Source organism: Streptomyces sp. NPDC043878, from assembly GCF_056435735.1.
On record NZ_JBWKDW010000001.1, the window covers coordinates 812,109 to 827,714 of the forward strand.

15 protein-coding genes and 1 pseudogene are annotated in these 15,606 nt (G+C 72.4%); 11 read left to right on the top strand and 5 right to left on the bottom strand.

What is annotated here, in order from left to right:
* Positions 1-4: 4 nt before the first annotated feature.
* The gene (locus tag AC07AZ_RS03440; protein WP_478843315.1) at positions 5-325 is read left to right on the top strand and encodes an antitoxin; all 321 of its coding nucleotides are present in this window, start codon (positions 5-7) and stop codon (positions 323-325) included.
* Between the two features lie 170 nt (positions 326-495).
* Here AC07AZ_RS03440 and AC07AZ_RS03445 read toward each other — a convergent pair whose 3' ends face one another.
* The 3 genes and pseudogenes from AC07AZ_RS03445 to AC07AZ_RS03455 form a co-directional block, all read right to left on the bottom strand.
* Positions 496-1,266, bottom strand: a complete 771-nt coding sequence (locus tag AC07AZ_RS03445; RefSeq protein ID WP_478843317.1) for a class III extradiol dioxygenase subunit B-like domain-containing protein — start codon at positions 1,264-1,266, stop codon at positions 496-498.
* A 333-nt stretch (positions 1,267-1,599) separates the two neighbouring features.
* Positions 1,600-3,117, bottom strand: coding sequence for a tRNA (N6-isopentenyl adenosine(37)-C2)-methylthiotransferase MiaB (gene miaB / locus AC07AZ_RS03450; protein WP_478843319.1), 1,518 nt, complete (start codon positions 3,115-3,117; stop codon positions 1,600-1,602).
* Between the two features lie 55 nt (positions 3,118-3,172).
* Positions 3,173-3,364: pseudogene (locus AC07AZ_RS03455) on the bottom strand (response regulator transcription factor); the annotation flags it as partial.
* Between the two features lie 194 nt (positions 3,365-3,558).
* Between AC07AZ_RS03455 and AC07AZ_RS03460 the strand changes: the two are divergent.
* A complete protein-coding gene (locus tag AC07AZ_RS03460; RefSeq protein WP_478843321.1) occupies positions 3,559-4,971 on the top strand; it encodes a hypothetical protein in 1,413 nt (470 codons plus the stop codon).
* 366 nt (positions 4,972-5,337) lie between these two features.
* Positions 5,338-6,333 carry a TAXI family TRAP transporter solute-binding subunit gene (locus AC07AZ_RS03465; RefSeq protein ID WP_478843323.1) on the top strand — a complete coding sequence of 332 codons (996 nt, stop codon included), beginning with the start codon at positions 5,338-5,340 and terminating at the stop codon, positions 6,331-6,333.
* A gap of 21 nt (positions 6,334-6,354) precedes the next feature.
* Here the strand turns inward: AC07AZ_RS03465 and AC07AZ_RS03470 are convergent, their stop codons facing one another.
* Both AC07AZ_RS03470 and AC07AZ_RS03475 read right to left on the bottom strand, forming a co-directional pair.
* Positions 6,355-7,737 carry a sensor histidine kinase gene (locus AC07AZ_RS03470; protein WP_478843325.1) on the bottom strand — a complete coding sequence of 461 codons (1,383 nt, stop codon included), beginning with the start codon at positions 7,735-7,737 and terminating at the stop codon, positions 6,355-6,357.
* 9 nt (positions 7,738-7,746) lie between these two features.
* Positions 7,747-8,433: a response regulator transcription factor gene (locus AC07AZ_RS03475; protein ID WP_478843326.1), complete on the bottom strand. Its 687-nt coding sequence runs from the start codon at positions 8,431-8,433 to the stop codon at positions 7,747-7,749.
* Positions 8,434-8,717: 284 nt separating this feature from the next.
* On the opposite strand from AC07AZ_RS03475, the gene AC07AZ_RS03480 reads away from it, so the two are divergent.
* From AC07AZ_RS03480 to AC07AZ_RS03515, 8 genes are all read left to right on the top strand, one after another.
* A complete protein-coding gene (locus AC07AZ_RS03480; RefSeq protein WP_478843327.1) occupies positions 8,718-9,494 on the top strand; it encodes an amino acid ABC transporter ATP-binding protein in 777 nt (258 codons plus the stop codon).
* A 64-nt stretch (positions 9,495-9,558) separates the two neighbouring features.
* Positions 9,559-10,401 (top strand): glutamate ABC transporter substrate-binding protein, encoded by an 843-nt coding sequence (locus tag AC07AZ_RS03485; RefSeq protein ID WP_478843329.1) that lies wholly within the window; start codon positions 9,559-9,561, stop codon positions 10,399-10,401.
* Between the two features lie 118 nt (positions 10,402-10,519).
* The gene (locus AC07AZ_RS03490; protein WP_478843433.1) at positions 10,520-11,188 is read left to right on the top strand and encodes an amino acid ABC transporter permease; all 669 of its coding nucleotides are present in this window, start codon (positions 10,520-10,522) and stop codon (positions 11,186-11,188) included.
* Positions 11,185-12,090, top strand: coding sequence for an amino acid ABC transporter permease (locus AC07AZ_RS03495; RefSeq protein WP_478843331.1), 906 nt, complete (start codon positions 11,185-11,187; stop codon positions 12,088-12,090). Before AC07AZ_RS03490 ends, AC07AZ_RS03495 begins: the two co-directional genes overlap by 4 nt.
* Positions 12,091-12,265: 175 nt before the next feature.
* Positions 12,266-13,912 (top strand): FAD-dependent monooxygenase, encoded by a 1,647-nt coding sequence (locus AC07AZ_RS03500; RefSeq protein ID WP_478843435.1) that lies wholly within the window; start codon positions 12,266-12,268, stop codon positions 13,910-13,912.
* An 86-nt stretch (positions 13,913-13,998) separates the two neighbouring features.
* Positions 13,999-14,085, top strand: a complete 87-nt coding sequence (locus tag AC07AZ_RS03505) for a putative leader peptide (RefSeq protein ID WP_313960178.1) — start codon at positions 13,999-14,001, stop codon at positions 14,083-14,085.
* Positions 14,086-14,167: 82 nt separating this feature from the next.
* Positions 14,168-14,695 carry a cupin domain-containing protein gene (locus AC07AZ_RS03510; protein ID WP_478843333.1) on the top strand — a complete coding sequence of 176 codons (528 nt, stop codon included), beginning with the start codon at positions 14,168-14,170 and terminating at the stop codon, positions 14,693-14,695.
* A gap of 68 nt (positions 14,696-14,763) precedes the next feature.
* Positions 14,764-15,183, top strand: coding sequence for a rhodanese-like domain-containing protein (locus AC07AZ_RS03515; RefSeq protein ID WP_478843438.1), 420 nt, complete (start codon positions 14,764-14,766; stop codon positions 15,181-15,183).
* Positions 15,184-15,606: the final 423 nt, after the last annotated feature.

Here is a 15,606-nt window from a genome sequence, read left to right on the forward strand (position 1 = left end):
GAACATGGGTCTGCTGGACGGTTTCAGGGCCAGGCTCGGCCCGGCCAGGGACAAGGTCTCCGACCTCGCCCAACAGCACGGGGACAGGATCGCGCACGGTCTCGACAAGGCCGCGAAGGTCGTCGACGAGAAGACCAGGGGCAAGTACAGCGGCACGATCGAGACGGGCACCGGCAAGGCCAAGGGCGCCGTGGACCGGCTCGCGCACAGGGACGGCACCTCGAAGCCGGGCGGAGGCACCACGCCTCCGCCCGCCGCGCCGCCGCCCGCGTCACCACCGACGTCCACGCCACCGCCGCCGGCCTCACCGCCTCCGGCGTCCTGAACGGAACGTGACGGGACGCGACGGAGCGCTGGAACACGGCGCATCGACGGACGGCCGCGGAGCCTCACGGTTCCCGGCCGTCCGCCGTTCCCCGGGCGCCGCGATCCGGACTGCCGCCCCGGCACTGACCCCCGGCCCTCGGCCCGCGATCTCGCGACGGGCGACACGCGCTACGACCAGGCCGCGACCACGTATCCCACGCCGTACGGCGCGTCCTCGTACAGGAGCGTTCCGCCGAGGTCCGCGCCCTCGGCCGCACCCGCCAGTACCTGCCACGGCGCCCGCCCCGACGCCTTCAGCTGATGCGCCAGGTCGGCGTCCAGCGCGCGGAGGGCCGCGACGTCCGCCGCGCCGAGCGCACGCGCGATCTCCGCGTCGAAGGGGGCCGCCCGCTCGTCGAGATACCCCGGCGCCTTGAGCGTCCGGCAGGCGCTGGAGTCGCCCATCACCAGCAGCGCGACACGATCGGCCCGCGCCGCGAGATCCCGCCCGGTCCGCAGACACCGCTCCGCCTCGAGAGGTTCCCCCACCCCGAGCCCCTCGACCGGAGCGTCCGCCCACCCGGCCCGCTCCAGCAGCCAGGCCGCGACGGCGAGCGAGGCCGGGAGCATCCGGCCGGACACGGTGCCGTCGCCGTCCCCGCCGTCCCCGCCGGCTCCCGGCCGGCCGGTGGGCCGGGAGCCGGCCTCGTCCGCGCCCAGCCGCACGTCCAGATCCACGCCGAAGCCGCGGAACGAGCCCCGCGTCCCCGCCGGGTGGGTTCCGCGCCCGCTCCGCTCGGCGGGTCCGACGACCACGAGCAGGCCGGGCCGGGCGGCGGCGAGCACGCCCAGCGCGTCCGAGCAGGCGGCACGCGCCGCGTCCAGCTCGGGCGCGGCGCCCGCGGCGACGGCGGGCACGAGAAGCGGCGGGCAGGGGCAGACCGAGGCGGCGACAAGCATGATCGGCAGGGTAGTACCGCCGGGCCGTACGCGGCATTGGCACACGCCACCGCGGCCCCGACGCAGGGGGCACGGCCACACGCCACCGCGGCCCCGACAGCGGGGGCACGGACACACGCCACCGGCCCCGACGGCGGGGCACGGACACACGCGACCAGCCACGGACGACGGGGCATTGGCACACGCGACCAGCCACGGACGACGGGGGCATTGGCACACGCGACCAGCCACGGACAGCGGGGGCACGGACACACGCCACCAGCCCCGACAGCAGGGGCACCAGCCACGGACGGCAGGCGCATTGGCACACGCGGTCCTGCCCTGGGGGACCGGTCAGTCGCAGCCGCAGCCGCTTCCCGCGGCCACCGGCAGCGGCGCGGGCGCGCCGATCTTCGGCAGGCCGAGCATGACGCCCGCCGGCTTCTCGGCCGCCACCGCGTTCCGCTTCTCCCAGGCGTCGCCCGCGCGCGTACGGCGGACGCCCAGCGTCGGGCCCTCGGCGAGGAGGTGGTGCGGGGCGGCGTAGGTGATCTCGACCGTGACGACGTCACCGGGGCGGACCTGCTCGTCCGGCTTGGTGAAGTGGACGAGGCGGTTGTCGGGGGCGCGGCCGGAGAGGCGGTGGGTGGCTCCGTCCTTGCGGCCCTCGCCCTCGGCGACCATGAGCTCCAGCGTGCGGCCGACCTGCTTCTTGTTCTCGTCCCAGGAGATCTCCTCCTGGACGGCCACCAGACGCTCGTAGCGCTCCTGGACGGTCTGCTTGGGGATCTGGCCGTCCATGGTGGCGGCCGGGGTGCCGGGGCGCTTGGAGTACTGGAAGGTGAAGGCCTGCGCGAAGCGGGCCTCGCGGACGACGTGCAGGGTCTGCTCGAAGTCCTCCTCCGTCTCGCCGGGGAAGCCCACGATGATGTCGGTGGTGATGGCCGCGTGCGGGATGGCGGCGCGCACCTTCTCGATGATCCCCAGGTAGCGGTCCTGGCGGTACGAGCGGCGCATCGCCTTCAGGACGGTGTCGGAGCCCGACTGCATCGGCATGTGCAGCTGCGGCATCACGTTCGGGGTCTCGGCCATGGCCGCGATCACGTCGTCGGTGAAGTCGCGGGGGTGCGGGGAGGTGAAGCGGACCCGCTCCAGTCCCTCGATCTTCCCGCAGGCCCTCAGCAGTTTGCTGAACGCCTCGCGGTCGCCGATGTCGGAGCCGTACGCGTTGACGTTCTGGCCGAGCAGCGTGATCTCCGAGACGCCCTCGCCGACCAGCGCCTCGATCTCCGCCAGGATGTCGCCGGTACGGCGGTCCTTCTCCTTGCCGCGCAGCGCCGGGACGATGCAGAAGGTGCAGGTGTTGTTGCAGCCGACGGAGATGGAGACCCAGGCCGCGTACGCGCTCTCGCGCCGCGTCGGCAGGGTCGAGGGGAACGCCTCCAGCGACTCGGCGATCTCGACCTGCGCCTCCTCCTGGACGCGGGCGCGCTCCAGGAGCACCGGCAGCTTGCCGATGTTGTGCGTACCGAAGACGACATCCACCCAGGGCGCCCGCTTCACGATCGTGTCGCGGTCCTTCTGCGCCAGGCAGCCACCGACCGCGATCTGCATCCCGGGGCGCTTGGTCTTCATCGGCGCGAGCCGGCCGAGGTTCCCGTAGAGCCGGTTGTCGGCGTTCTCCCGTACGGCGCAGGTGTTGAAGACGACCACGTCGGCGTCGCCGTCGGCGCCCTCGGGTGCGCGGACGTACCCGGCGTCCTCCAGCAGACCGGACAATCGCTCGGAGTCGTGGACGTTCATCTGGCACCCGTAGGTGCGCACTTCGTACGTCTTGACGTCCACTGCCTGACTCCGGTCGCTGCTGCTCATGTGACAAGGGTAGGCGGTGACGGCGAGGGCTCCGGACCCCGGAGGGCGGCGGGGCTCAGGGATCGGTCAGGCCCGCGCGGATCGCGTGGCGGGTGAGTTCCAGTCGGTCTCGCATGCCCAGCTCGTGCAGCGGGTTGGCACGGTGGCGTTCGAGGGACTTAGCGCTGGTGAAGAGGAGTTCGCCGATCTCCTTGGTGGTGTGGCACTCGGCGACGAGGTTGAGGATCTCCTCCTCGCGCTCGGTGACGGCCCACCCGTGCGCCCCGCCCACCCTTCCGTGCCGCCCCGGCCCACGCCGCCGCCCTCCGTGCTCCACGTCACAACCGCAAGTCCACGGAACCCGGAATTCCAGAGCGTGGCTACTGGCATGCTCATGCGCAGTTACCCGCCAGTACTACCCGCGGGTAGCTCCATGCCATCCCCCACCTCCCGGGACCGACCTTGCGCAGACGCGAGGGGCACACGCGTGCCCTGCTGCCCGCCCTGTCCGTGACCGCCCTCCTCCTCGCCGCGGGCTGTGCCTCGCCCCCCGCGCAGGCCGACCGCCCCACCGCGGAGCCCGGCCGGGCCCGCGCCACCGAGACCTCCGCCGCGGCCGAACGCCCGCTCGCCGTCGCGGCCGCCCCCGCCGGAACCGAGACCGCCACCGCGAGCCCCCGTAGCTCCGGTTCCGGCGGCCGGGCCCGCCCCGCGGCGCTCTCCGTGAGCTCGTACGACAGCAAGACCCGGCATGCGGTCATCTCCCCCGCGTCCGAAGCGAGTTCGTCACCGGCTCCCGGCCCCGCCCGGACCCCGCGCCGGGCGGCCGTCGGTGACGTCATCGCCAGCACCCCCGCACCCGGCGCTCCCCGCGGACTCCTCGCCAGGGTGACCAAGGTGGTCGGTGAGACCGACGCCGGGACGGAGGTGCAGACCGCGCCCGCCACCCTGGACGCCGTGCTCGGAGACGAGACCGCGCGCGGCACCGTGCCCGTCGAGCCCGCCGCGTTCGACGTCGACAGGCTGCTGCCCGACGTCGACGTGTCCTGGACGAAGTCGGGCGACGTCCACGTCGGGCCCGAGGGGGCCGAGGTGCCGCTGGGCAGTCTGCGACTCGACGTACGGGCCGACGTGCCGACCGCCCCGGGCTCCCCCGCCTCCGCCGGCGCGTCCGTGTCCGGCTATGTCCAGGTCGCACCGCAGGTCGACTTCCGCTACGGCGGCCGGGCCACCGGCGCCGCACCCGACACGGCCTACCTGGGCGTGTCCGGCGACTGGACCTCCCGCTGGGCCCTGAAGGGACGCGCGGCGGCCTCCACCACGGCCCCGCTGCGCATCCCGTTCGCCAAGCTGCACGCCGACCCGGTGCTCCAGGTCGGCCCGGTGCCCGTCGTGGTGAACCTCGACCTGACCTGCTACTTCCAGGTCAGCGCCGACGGCACCGTCACTGTCGACGTCGAGCAGGACCTCAAGGGCGACTTCGCCGCGGGCGGCACGTTCGCCCCCGCCAGGGGCTGGACCCCGGTCAGCAGTGCGGACATGACGAGCACGCCGGTGCGGACCTCGCTGACCGCCGCCGGCACGGTGAAGGCGGCGCTCGGCGCGGAGGCCTCCGTGGGTCTGTACGGCGCCGTGGGCGTCACCGCCGACCTGGCGCCGTACGTGCGGGCCGACGCCTCGGGCACGGTGACGGCCACCGGCGCGACGTCCGGCACGGGAGCCGCCGCCTGGGCCGTGTACGGAGGCGTGGACCTGAGCGGCACGCTGCGCCTGCAGCTGTCCGTGTTCGGCACGCCGGTGTTCCAGCGGAGCATCCCGCTCGGTGCGCTGAACCGGGAGTGGAAGCTCGCGGGCGGCGGCACACCGCCCGCCTAGTGCCGGCAGGCAACGTTTGCCCGTGAAGGAGCGGCGTCCGGTGCGTGCTCTGGGGGTCCCCCCGGCCGGAGGCTGGGGGAGGGCCGGCCGGAGGCCCTCGTACTGGACGTACTCGGGTCTTCGGCTGGTGCGGCGAGTGGGGGCACCTCCCACGCCCTTACGGCAGTGGGGGAGCGTGCCGGGCGTCGCGACGGGGCGAACGTCGCCTGTCGCGGCACCAGGAACGGGAACGGGCCGTGATCGCGCCCTGCGACCTGCGGGGAACAGGCCCGGCGGACCCCGCGTCCGTCGGGTCCAGGCCGCCCGGCGCGATCCGCCGGGCCCCGGCCTGGCCAGTACGGCCCGGGGGCTGGCAGGATCGCCCGCATGTCCCCGCTGTTCCCCCGTGTCAGCAGGCGGCGTGCCCTGCAGGGCGCGGCCGCCGGCTTCGTCGTCCTCGGCCTGCTGCTGTGGTGGCTGCTGCCCCTGGGCGAGGACCCGCCGAGCGGGACGATCACGTTCAGCACCGGGTCGGAGGCCGGGGTCTACCAGGAGTACGGCAAGCGGCTGAAGACCGAACTCGCCAAGGACATGCCGGATCTGACGCTGAAGCTGGCGACCAGCAACGGATCGCAGGCGAACGTGCGGCGGGTGGCCACCGGCGAGGCCGACTTCACCATCGCCGCGGCCGACGCGGTGGAGACGTACGAACTGAGTCACCCGGCGGCCGCCGACCGGCTGCGCGGAGTCGCCCGGCTGTACGACGACTACGTACAGCTCGTCATCCCACCCGGCTCGGACATCCACTCCGTCGCCGACCTGCGGGGCAAGCGGGTGGCGATCGGGCTGCCGGACTCGGGGGTCCGGCTGATCGCCGAGCGGGTGCTGCGCGCGGCGGGCATCGACCCGGCGAAGGACATCACGCCCTCGTCGGACGGCATCGACACCGGTCCCCGGCGCGTGGGGCACGGGCTCGACGCGTTCTTCTGGTCGGGCGGCCTGCCGACGGAGGGCCTGAAGTCGCTCGCCGAGACCACCGCCTTCCGGTTCGTCCCGATCGACGCCGCCCTGGTCGCCAAGGTGCACACCGAGGGCGCCGCCACCCACTACTACCGCGCCACGAACATGCCGGAGTCGGCGTACCCGACCGTACAGAACGGGGAGACGGTCCCGACGATGGCCGTGTCGAACCTGCTGGTCACCCGCAAGGACATGGATCCCCGGCTCACCGAGTGGATCACCCGGACGGTGATCAAGAGCCGCGACGGCATCGGCGCCCACGTCCACTCGGCGCAGCTGGTCGACCTCCGCACGGCGATCTACACCGACCCGCTCCCCCTCCACGAGGGCGCCCGGCGCTACTACCGGTCCGTCAAGCCGTAGCGTGGCCACCGGCCGGCGGCGTCACGGCCTCGACCTGGGCACCGACACCGTCACCTTCAGCCCGCGCGGCTCGTGGTGGCCGTAGGCGATCGAGCCGCCGCCCGCCGCCAGCAGCGAGCGGGAGATGGCCAGGCCGAGCCCGGAGCCCTTGATGTTCTGGTGGCGCCCACTGCGCCAGAAGCGGTCGCCGACGCGGGCGAGCTCCTCGTCCGTCAGGCCCGGGCCGTGGTCGGTGACCACCACGGTCGAGGTGGTGCCGTTCGAGGCGACCACGACCGCGACCTCCTCGCCGTCCGGCGTGAACTTCACCGCGTTGTCGATCACCGCGTCCAGTGCGCTGGACAGCGTGACCGGGTCGGCCCAGGCGGTGGTGGGCGGGCAGGTGCCCACCAGCCGGACCCCCTTGGCCGCGGCGGTCGGCGCCCACGCGGCGACGCGCTCGGCGGTCAGCGCGCCGATGTCGGTGACCGTGAGGTGCGCCTCGGTGTGCTCGGCCAGGGCCAGGTCGAGCAGGTCGTCGAGGACCTCCGCCAGGCGCTTGCCCTCGGTGCGGACGGACGCGATCTCCTCGTTGTCCTCGGGCAGTTCGAGGGCGAGCAGCTCGATGCGCAGCAGGAGCGCCGAGAGCGGGTTGCGCAGTTGGTGCGAGGCGTCGGCGACGAAGGCGCGCTGCTGCTCCAGGACGTCCTCCACGTTGTCCGCCATCTCGTTGAACGACCGGGCCAGGCGCCTCAGTTCCGGTGGCCCGCCGGCGGCGGCGACCCGGGACTTGAGCCGTCCGGTGGCGATGTCGTGGGTGGTGGCGTCCAGGACGCGCACGGGCCTGAGCACCCAGCCGGTCAGCCGCAGGGCGGCGCCGACGGCCAGCAGCATCGCGGCGATCTCGCCGGCCCCCACGACCAGCCAGCCGTGCAGGGTCCGTGAACGCATCGGCCCGGTGGGCGAGTCGGTCACCACGACCGCGACGACGTCACCGTCCCGGATGACCGGGGAGGCGACCACCAGGCGGCGGCGCTGCCAGGGCCAGACCTGCTTCGGGTCCTGGCTGCGACGGCTGAGCAGCGCCTCCTCGAAGGCGTCGCGGACCTCGCCCGTCCGGGGGAGGAACCAGGTGGCCGGCGCGTTGGCCATGGGGGTGTCGCCGGTGTAGAAGACACCGGCGCGGATGCCGTAGACCTTGTGGTAGCTGGACAGTTCGTTGGTGAGCGTCTTGAGGCGCTCGGTGCCGCTCGGTGTGTCGTCGACGAACTGGGCGAGCGCCGCGAAGAACGCCGTGTCGTCGATCCGGTCGACGACCACCTTCTGCTGCTGGGCCGCGGCCACGCTCACCGCGAGCGGGACCCCGAGAGCGAGCAGCATGGCCGCCATCAGCACGATGAGCAGGGGGAGAAGACGTGTACGCACCTGTGCCCGCTACGCCGCCGGGGCGACGAGCCGGTAGCCGACGCCGCGCACGGTCTCGATCAGGGCCGGCATCCGCAGCTTCGCGCGCAGCGACGCGACGTGCACCTCGAGGGTGCGTCCGGTCCCCTCCCAACTGGTGCGCCACACCTCGCTGATGATCTGCTCCCGGCGGAAGACCACGCCGGGGCGCTGGGCCAGGAGGGCGAGCAGGTCGAACTCCTTGCGGGTGAGCTGGACCACCGCCCCGTCCACGCTGACCTGGCGGGTGGGCAGCTCGATGGTGACGGGACCCAGGCGCAGCGCCGTGTCCGTGCCCGCTCCGGCCTCCTCGTGGACCGTGCGCCGGCTGACGGCGTGGATCCGGGCGAGCAGCTCCCCGGTGTCGTACGGCTTCACGACGTAGTCGTCGGCGCCGAGGTTGAGGCCGTGGATGCGGGAGCGGACGTCGGAGCGCGCGGTGACCATGATCACCGGGGTGCCGGTGCGCTTGCGGATCTTGCCGCAGACCTCGTATCCGTCCTGGTCGGGCAGGCCGAGGTCGAGGAGGACGACACTGAACCCGGCGCCCTCGGGGACCAGCGCCTGGAGCGCTTCCTCGCCGCTGCGGGCGTGCGTGACGTCGAACCCGTGTCGCGCCAGGACAGCGGACAGCGCGGCGGCGACGTGGTTGTCGTCCTCGACGAGGAGGAGTCTCATCCCGGCCCCCTTCGGTTCATGGGTCGTACGCTGGTCATGGGTATACCTCGGGTGCACGCGCGCGTGCACCAAGGCAGTCACGCGGATGGACGCCGACGAGTCAAGTGGGTTCCGGTCGCGCCGGACTACCGTTACCCGGCCGATACGCGCCCCGGCGGGGAGTGCTACCACACGTGTCCGATTGCTATCGGATCGTGATGCTCAGATCTCCCTCAGATGTAATGACCTGGTCCGACGGGCTCACTAGTGTCCTCCGCAACCGAGGAGGACGGAGCCCCAGAGCGATGACCGAAGTATCGGTGGCCAAGGAAGACATGGCCGCGACCGGCGATCTGGTCGTCCTGAAGAGCGTCAACAAGCACTTCGGCGCGTTGCACGTACTCCAGGACATCGATCTGACGATCTCCCGCGGCGAGGTCGTCGTGGTCATCGGGCCCTCCGGGTCCGGCAAGTCCACCCTGTGCCGCACCATCAACCGCCTCGAGACGACCGACTCGGGGACGATCACGATCGACGGCAAGCCGCTGCCCCAGGAGGGCAAGGCGCTGGCCAGGCTGCGTGCCGACGTCGGGATGGTCTTCCAGTCCTTCAACCTCTTCGCGCACAAGACCGTGCTCGAGAACGTGACGCTGGGCCAGGTCAAGGTCCGCAGGACCGACAAGAAGAAGGCCGAGGAGAAGGCCCGCGCCCTGCTCGACCGGGTCGGGGTGGGCTCACAGGCCGACAAGTACCCCGCGCAGCTCTCCGGCGGCCAGCAGCAGCGCGTCGCCATCGCCCGGGCGCTGGCCATGGACCCGAAGGTCATGCTCTTCGACGAGCCGACCTCGGCCCTCGACCCGGAGATGATCAACGAGGTGCTGGAGGTCATGCAGCAGCTCGCCCGCGACGGCATGACGATGATCGTCGTCACCCACGAGATGGGGTTCGCCCGTTCGGCTGCCAACCGGGTGGTCTTCATGGCCGACGGCCGCATCGTCGAAGAGGCTGTGCCGGACCAGTTCTTCAGCAATCCGCGCAGTGACCGTGCGAAGGACTTCCTCTCGAAGATCCTGCACCACTGACCGCCCGCCCCACCCTTCCGTCTTTGAGGGCCCGCATCCCTTCATCACCCAAAGGATGTCCAACATGAAGCTCCGCAAGGTCACCGCCGTCTCCGCCGCCGTGCTCGCCCTCGCCCTGTCCGCGACCGCGTGCGGTGGCGACGACAACAAGGATTCCGGCTCGGGCTCCAGCGGTGGCGGCAAGATCAAGGTCGGCATCAAGTTCGACCAGCCCGGCCTCGGCCTGAAGCAGCCGGACGGCTCGTTCGCCGGCTTCGACGTGGACGTGGCGACCTACGTGGCCAAGCAGCTCGGCTACAAGCCCGACCAGATCGAGTGGGTCGAGACCAAGAGCGCCGACCGTGAGAACGCGCTCGCCCGCGGCGACGTGAAGTTCATCGCGGCCACCTACTCGATCAACGACGAGCGCAAGCAGAAGGTCGACTTCGCCGGCCCGTACCTGCTGGCCCACCAGGACCTGCTGGTGAAGAAGGACTCGGACATCACCAAGGCCACGGACCTCAACGGCAAGAAGCTGTGTTCCGTGACCGGCTCCACCTCGGCGCAGAACATCCACGACAAGATCGCCCCGAAGGCCCAGCTGCGCGAGTACAGCGGCTACTCGGAGTGCATCGCCGGTCTGCAGAGCGGCGCCGTCGACGCGGTGACCACGGACGACTCGATCCTCGCGGGCTTCGCCGCACAGGACAAGTACAAGGGTCAGTTCAAGCTCGCCGGCCTCAAGCTGAGCAACGAGAACTACGGCGTCGGCGTGAAGAAGGGCGACACCGCGACCGTCAACAAGATCAACTCCGCGCTGGAGAAGATGGTCAGCGACGGCTCGTGGCAGAAGGCGGTCGACGCCAACTTCGGCCCCGCGAACTACAAGAACGAGCCCGCGCCGAAGATCGGCAACATCGTCAAGTAACGCGGGGCTCCGGCCAAGCAAGCGCAGGATTCCATGGGGCGCCGCCGCCCGCCGTGACCCGGGGCGGCGGCGCCCCATGCCCTCCACGTACGCCTCACACCCGGAAGCGCGGGAGATCGTGTTCGACTTTCTTGATGGTTACGACGTCCTCGGGGCGTTCTGGATGACGGTGAAGCTCACCGCCCTCTCCGCCGTGGGCTCCCTGGTCTGGGGCACCCTGCTGGCCGCGATGCGGGTCAGTCCGGTCCCGCTGCTGCGCGGGTTCGGCACCGCCTATGTGAACATCGTCCGGAACATCCCCCTGACCGTCATCATCGTCTTCTCCTCGCTCGGTCTGGCCGACATCTTCGGCGTGACGATGGGCGCGGCCGACGACTTCAAGGCGCAGGGCTTCCGACTGGCGGTGCTCGGATTCGTCGGCTACACCGCTGCCTTCGTGTGCGAGGCGGTGCGCTCCGGCATCAACACCGTGCCCGTAGGCCAGGCCGAGGCGGCCCGCGCCATCGGGCTGAGCTTCGGTCAGGTGCTGCGGCTGGTCATCCTCCCGCAGGCCTTCCGGGCCGTCATCGGCCCGCTGGCGAACGTCCTGATCGCACTGACCAAGAACACCACGGTGGCGGCCGCGATCGGTGTCGCCGAGGCCGCCACCCTGATGAAGACGATGATCGAGAACGAGGCCCAGACGGTCGCCATCGGCGCGGTCTTCGCCCTCGGGTTCGTGGTACTGACCCTCCCGACCGGGCTGCTCCTCGGCTGGCTGGGCAAGCGACTGGCGGTGAAGCGATGAGCTCGGTCCTCTACGACACTCCCGGGCCCCGCGCCAAGCGGCGCTACGTGCTCTTCTCGGTGGTCTTCGCCGTCCTGTTCGCCCTGCTGCTGTGGTGGATCTGGCAGACCATGGACGACAAGGGCCAACTGAAGTGGAACCTGTGGGAGCCCTTCACCACCTCGCAGGCCTGGACGACCTACCTGCTGCCGGGCCTCGGCGACACGCTCAAGGCCGCGGCGATCTCCATGGTCATCGCCCTGCCTCTGGGCGCGGTCTTCGGCATCGCCCGGCTCTCCGACCACCGCTGGGTCCGGGGGGTCGCCGGCACCGTCGTCGAGTTCTTCCGCTCGATCCCGGTACTGCTGCTGATGCTGTTCGCCAACGAGTTCTACGTCCGCTCCACCAACGTCGGCAGCGAGGACCGGCCGCTCTACGCGGTCGTCACCGGCCTGGTCCTCTACAACGCCTCGGTCCTGGCCGAGATCGTGCGCGCCGGCATCCTCTCCCTGCCCAAGGGACAGTCGGAGGCCGCGATGGCGGTCGGGCTGCGCAAGGGCCAGACGATGAGCAGCATCCTGCTGCCGCAGGCCGTCACGGCCATGCTGCCGGCCATCGTGAGCCAGCTCGTCGTCATCGTGAAGGACACCGCGCTGGGCGGCGTGATGCTCGGCTACACCGAGCTGCTCAACGCCCGCAGCACGCTGGCCGCCAACTACGCCAACGTCGTGCCCAGCTTCATCGTGGTGGGGATCATCTTCATCATCGTGAACTTCGCCCTCACCAGTTTCGCGGCCTGGCTGGAGGCCCGACTGCGACGCAGCAAGAAGGGCACGGGCACGGTGCTCGGCGAGGACATGGTGGAAGTCAACCCCGCGGCGGTCGGCGGCGCCTTCGGGACCGGTGCCGGCGACGCCCTCTGACGGTCAGCCACCCGAGGTGACCGACACGGAGGCAGTGGCATGATCGCCACTGCCTCCGTCACTTGACGCAAGCACCGGCAATGGGTTGCATACGTTCTGTGATCGCGCACCCTGCTCCGACGTCCTGTTCACCCACGTCCCCCAGGACGTCACCGCGAGCGGGGGGCACCGCGCCGTGGACCCGGTGATCATCGTCGGCGCGGGGCCCGTCGGGCTCACCCTCGCCCTCGCACTGGCACGCCAGGAGGTACCGTGCGTCGTCCTCGACGAGGGCCCCGGCAAGGACGAACCCCGCCCGGCCCGGACCGTCGTACTGCGCGAGGACACCGCCGCCCTCGTCGAACGGCTCACCGGCGCCCCCCTCGCTGAGGCCGGCTCCCGCTGGGCCGGATGGCGGTCGATGCGTCGCAAACAGGTGACGCGCGAGGTCACGTTCGACGTCACGGAACCCGGCGCACCGCACACCGACCCCCTCGCCTCCCCGCCCGCCGACCCCGCGCCCCTGCACATCGCCCAGCACATGCTGACCGGCGTACTGCGCGAGGCCCTGGCCGCCGAGCGGCTCGTCAAGATCGCCGTGAACAGCCGGCTCGACGCCGTCGAACAGGAGCCCTCGGGCGTCACCGCCCACACCCGCGGGCCCAACGGCACCTGGTGGCGCGGCGGTTACCTGGTCGGCTGCGACGGCCCGCGCTCCACCGTCCGCAAACTCCAGGACATCCGCTTCCCGGGACGTACGGCTGTGGAACGGCACGCCGTCGCCGCCCTGCGCACCCAACTCCCCCGCCCCGACCAGGCGTTGCTGCACCGCATGCCGCCGTGGCGGACCGTCGGCCCCTCGGCCGGGGAGGTCACCGCGCGCCCCCTGCCCGACGGGGTCTGGCGCCTGGACTGGCTGCTGCCGCCCGGCAAGGACCTGGTCACACCCGAGCTGCTCGTCTCCCGCATCAGGGAGACGCTGGCGGGCTGGAGCGGGGGGACCACACCGCCGTACGAACTCCTCGACACCGGCGTCCACACCGTGCACCACCGGCTTGCCCGGCGCTGGCGCGTGGGCCGGGTCTTCCTCGCCGGGGACGCGGCCCACCTGCTCGGCGCGCTCGGCACCCAGGGGCTCGACGAGGGGCTGCGGGACGCCGACAACCTCGCCTGGAAACTGGCCCTGGCCTGGCACCACGGGCCGCACGAGGCACTCCTCGACAGCTACCAGGCGGAGCGCCGCGCGGTCGTCGCCGCCCGGCTGCGCGCCGCCGACCAGGCCCTGCCCCTGCTGCGCGGCAGCGGAGGCCCGCTGTCGTACGTCCGCGGCTCCGCCAAGGGCAACGACGCGCTGTTCACGGACGGTCACCTGGGGCGCGGGGTGCTGGGCACGCCGGGGGCGTACACCGACTCGCCGCTCGCGCCCCCGCCCCTGGAGGGCGAGGCCCCCGTGGCCACCCTGCCCGGCGCCCCGGTCACGGACGTGCGGGTCACGGCGGAGGACGGCTCGTTCGTACCGCTGCGCGACCGGCTCGGCCGCGGCGCGCTGCTGGTGCTGCTGATCGCGCCGGGCACGGGCGTGTGGGAACGCAAGCACTGGGTGACCGCCGGCATCATGCCCCGGCTGGCGGCGGCGGTCACCGCCCTGCCGCACCCCGCCGAACTGCTCGTCGCCGAGACCTACCCCGGCGCCGCCCCGCACACCGTCCTGCTGATCCGTCCCGACGGCCACCTCGTCACCGCGCTGGCCGGCGTACGCCCGGCCGACCTGTACGCGGCGGCCGAGGCCACCCTCGGCGGCCCGGCCAAGGCCGGGGCGGAGGCGACGGCGGGCTCGCACTGACGTCCTTCAGCTCACCGTCACCGCCGCATGGTCCACATAGTGACGGTGAGTTGACCGGTATCCACCATCATGGTGTACTCCGGAACGTGACCGACACCTGTGTACGCCTGTGGCGGAGGGTCCATATGGACCTCGTCCGCTATGCGGGCTGCGTGTGTCGCCCGTCCTGCTGAATTCGCGTCCCCCCTTCTTTCTTGGCCGCGCGCCGCCTCCCGCTGTCGCGCGCGCCCGCGAACGCTCCTCAGGACGGTGCCCGTGTCTTCATCCCCCGCTGTGTCCGTCGCGGTCTCCGCGCCGACCCAGGCCGACCTCCTCGACTTCGTCCGGCGTACGGCCGCCGACCACGAACTCATCGCCTCCCTCCCGCTCGACCCCGAGGGCCGCACCTGGGTGCGGCTGGAGGGGCCCGGCGGCAGCGAGGCGTGGCTGATCGGCTGGCCCCCGGGCACGGGGACCGGCTGGCACGACCACGCCGAGTCGGTCGGCGCCTTCATCACCGCGACCGGCGAGCTCAAGGAGAACTCGCTCGCCGCCCGGCTGCCCGCCGACGGCTGGAAGACCCTGGAGCTCAGTGACGACGTCGACCGGGAACGCCGGCTGCCGTCCGGCCAGGGACGCGGCTTCGGCCGTCACCATGTGCACGAGGTACTGAACGAGTCCCCCGACCGGCACGCCGTCTCCGTCCACGCCTACTACCCTCCCCTGCCGCAGATCCGCCGCTACAGCCGCAGCGGCCAGATCCTGCGCCTCGAACAGGTCGAACGCCCGGAGGACTGGCAGTGAGCGGCGCGGAGGGGAGTGACGCGGAGGACTGGAGGGTGGCCTCGGCTGACGCGGGGGACGAGCAGCGGGTGAGCGCGCCCGTGGCGACCGACGGCGCGGCCGGACCCCCGCAGGGCATCGACGACTTGTTGGACCGGGTGCGCGCCGGCTACGAACGGATCGAACCGCGCGAGGCGTACGCGGCCGCGGAGCGCGGCGACGCACTCCTGGTCGACATCCGTTACGCGGCCCTGCGCGAGCGCGACGGCCTCGTCCCCGGCGCTCTCGTCGTCGAGCGCAACGAGCTGGAGTGGCGCCTGGACCCGCGGGGCAGCCACCGCGCCCCCGAGGCGACCAGCCACGACCTGCGCGTGGTCGTGATCTGCAACGAGGGCTACGCCTCCAGCCTGGCCGCCGCCTCCCTGCACCAACTGGGGCTGCACCGGGCCACCGACCTGGTCGGCGGCTTCCAGGCGTGGAAGGCAGCGGGACTGCCGGTCAGGCCGTAGGGGGCCTACGTCGGCGGGGCGGGCGGGTGCGGTAGCCGCCCGGGGTGTGGGGGCTGTCCTACGGCAGGGCCGGGGCGCCGCTCGGTAGGCGCCCGGCGGGCAGCAGCAGAGCGGGGCCATGTCCGCGTTGTCCCTGGTGACCGGGCGTACCGGCATGTCGGCGGCCCGCTCCGAGTCCTCCTTGCGCGGCAGCGCGCTGGCGTTCGTCGCGGGTCGGGTGGGTCGGGCGGGTCGGGTGGGCCTGGTCTGGTCTGGTCTGGTCGTCGGGTGGGTCTGGTCGGCGGGATCATCCGCGCTCGGAAGGCGGAGACGGGAGGCGCGAGGCGCGGGAGGCGCGAGGCGCGGGAGGCGCGAGGCGCGGGAGGCGCGAGGCGCGGGAGGCGCGAGGCGCGGGAGGCGCGAGGCGCGGGAGGCGCGAGGCGC